The organism is Neobacillus sp. NRS-1170 (genome assembly GCF_050468025.1).
Window position 1 is genome coordinate 1 of the sequence record NZ_JBITPF010000062.1, and the last position, 1,644, is coordinate 1,644.

Here is a 1,644-nt window from a genome sequence, read left to right on the forward strand (position 1 = left end):
CCCTATTGGAAGTGTCTCATTGAATAGTTCTATGGGACATTACGAGGGAAAATTCTATTGGAAGAGTCCTATAGAAAGGCTCTATAGGACATTACTGGCATATATCCTATTGAAAGTGTCTCATAGAAAGGCTCTATGGAACATTACCGGCTTATATCCTATTGGATGTGTCCCATAGGAGAACTCTATAGACCAAAATAATCCTTTGAAGCCGGAAAACTGTCTAATAGAACCAATCATACTTTTCTAATTTCCCTGATGGGATTTAGCTGTACATGGACACGATGAAGGACCTATCACCAGCTTCTTACCGGGTTTTGTCCTTCATAAACCTATATATTTTATTCCATAAAAAAAGCCTAGAATCAGTTAGATTCAAGGCAAAGTTTTATATGTAGTGTGATGGTGGAGTCTAGGGGGATCGAACCCCTGACCTCCTGCGTGCAAAGCAGGCGCTCTCCCAGCTGAGCTAAGACCCCATTAAATTTGGAGCGGAAGACGGGATTCGAACCCGCGACCCCCACCTTGGCAAGGTGGTGTTCTACCACTGAACTACTTCCGCATTTTCATAATTAAAAACCCAAGAAAGTGGAAACCTAGGGTTTAAATATAAGAATGAGCCATGAAGGACTCGAACCTTCGACCCTCTGATTAAAAGTCAGATGCTCTACCGACTGAGCTAATGGCTCTCTTGGCTGGGCTAGCTGGATTCGAACCAACGCGTGACGAAGTCAAAGTCCGTTGCCTTACCGCTTGGCTATAGCCCAATAGTTGTTAGTAACTAGGTTGTCCAAAAATAAAAAAAATATAAGTGGTGGAGGGGGACGGATTCGAACCGCCGAACCCCGAGGGAGCGGATTTACAGTCCGCCGCGTTTAGCCACTTCGCTACCCCTCCATCAAAAAAGAAAGGTGCCGGCTAGAGGACTTGAACCCCCAACCTACTGATTACAAGTCAGTTGCTCTACCAATTGAGCTAAACCGGCACAAATGAAAAATATATTCGCTATCACGAAAAAAATATGGTGGAGGATGACGGGATCGAACCGCCGACCCTCTGCTTGTAAGGCAGATGCTCTCCCAGCTGAGCTAATCCTCCAAATTAATGAAAGTTATTTTGTTATCACAAAAAAACTTTAGTGACCCCTACGGGATTCGAACCCGTGTTACCGCCGTGAAAGGGCGGTGTCTTAACCGCTTGACCAAGGGGCCATACTATTAAAATATAGGTAAGCTTCCAAGCGGGCTCGAACCGCTGACCTCTTCCTTACCATGGAAGTGCTCTACCTACTGAGCTATGGAAGCATAGCTTATATTCTTGCTTAAATAAAAATGGCTCCGCAGGTAGGACTCGAACCTACGACCGATCGGTTAACAGCCGATAGCTCTACCACTGAGCTACTGCGGAACAATATAACAGCCTGGCAACGTCCTACTCTCACAGGGGCGCGTGCCCCAACTACCATCGGCGCTGAGAAGCTTAACTTCCGTGTTCGGTATGGGAACGGGTGTGACCTTCTCGCCATTATTACCAGACTATTTAATCGACACTATTTTATTATAATGTCTTTTTTATATTTTGCAAGAGGAATTTTTTTCATTCCCTCAAAACTAGATAATGCAGAAGAAGTTTTAGTAAAAACGA

At 44.6% G+C, this 1,644-nt stretch carries 10 tRNA genes and 1 rRNA gene; all 11 read right to left on the reverse strand.

From position 1 onward, the window contains the following. Positions 1-403: 403 nt before the first annotated feature. The 11 genes from ACIFOT_RS23710 to rrf all read right to left on the reverse strand — a co-directional run bounded on the left by ACIFOT_RS23710 (position 404) and on the right by rrf (position 1,535). Positions 404-479: transfer RNA gene (locus ACIFOT_RS23710), tRNA-Ala, on the reverse strand. An 8-nt stretch (positions 480-487) separates the two neighbouring features. Then, positions 488-562: transfer RNA gene (locus tag ACIFOT_RS23715), tRNA-Gly, on the reverse strand. A 54-nt stretch (positions 563-616) separates the two neighbouring features. Further along, positions 617-689, reverse strand: a tRNA-Lys gene (locus tag ACIFOT_RS23720). A 3-nt stretch (positions 690-692) separates the two neighbouring features. Further along, positions 693-767 (reverse strand) — tRNA-Gln (locus ACIFOT_RS23725). Positions 768-812: 45 nt separating this feature from the next. Further along, positions 813-897: transfer RNA gene (locus ACIFOT_RS23730), tRNA-Tyr, on the reverse strand. Positions 898-912: 15 nt separating this feature from the next. Then, positions 913-985 (reverse strand) — tRNA-Thr (locus ACIFOT_RS23735). 37 nt (positions 986-1,022) lie between these two features. Further along, positions 1,023-1,098: transfer RNA gene (locus ACIFOT_RS23740), tRNA-Val, on the reverse strand. A gap of 41 nt (positions 1,099-1,139) precedes the next feature. Next, positions 1,140-1,211, reverse strand: a tRNA-Glu gene (locus ACIFOT_RS23745). A gap of 20 nt (positions 1,212-1,231) precedes the next feature. Then, positions 1,232-1,304, reverse strand: a tRNA-Thr gene (locus ACIFOT_RS23750). Positions 1,305-1,332: 28 nt separating this feature from the next. After that, positions 1,333-1,407, reverse strand: a tRNA-Asn gene (locus tag ACIFOT_RS23755). Positions 1,408-1,418: 11 nt separating this feature from the next. Beyond that, a 5S ribosomal RNA gene (gene rrf, locus ACIFOT_RS23760) occupies positions 1,419-1,535 on the reverse strand. Positions 1,536-1,644 lie beyond the last annotated feature (109 nt).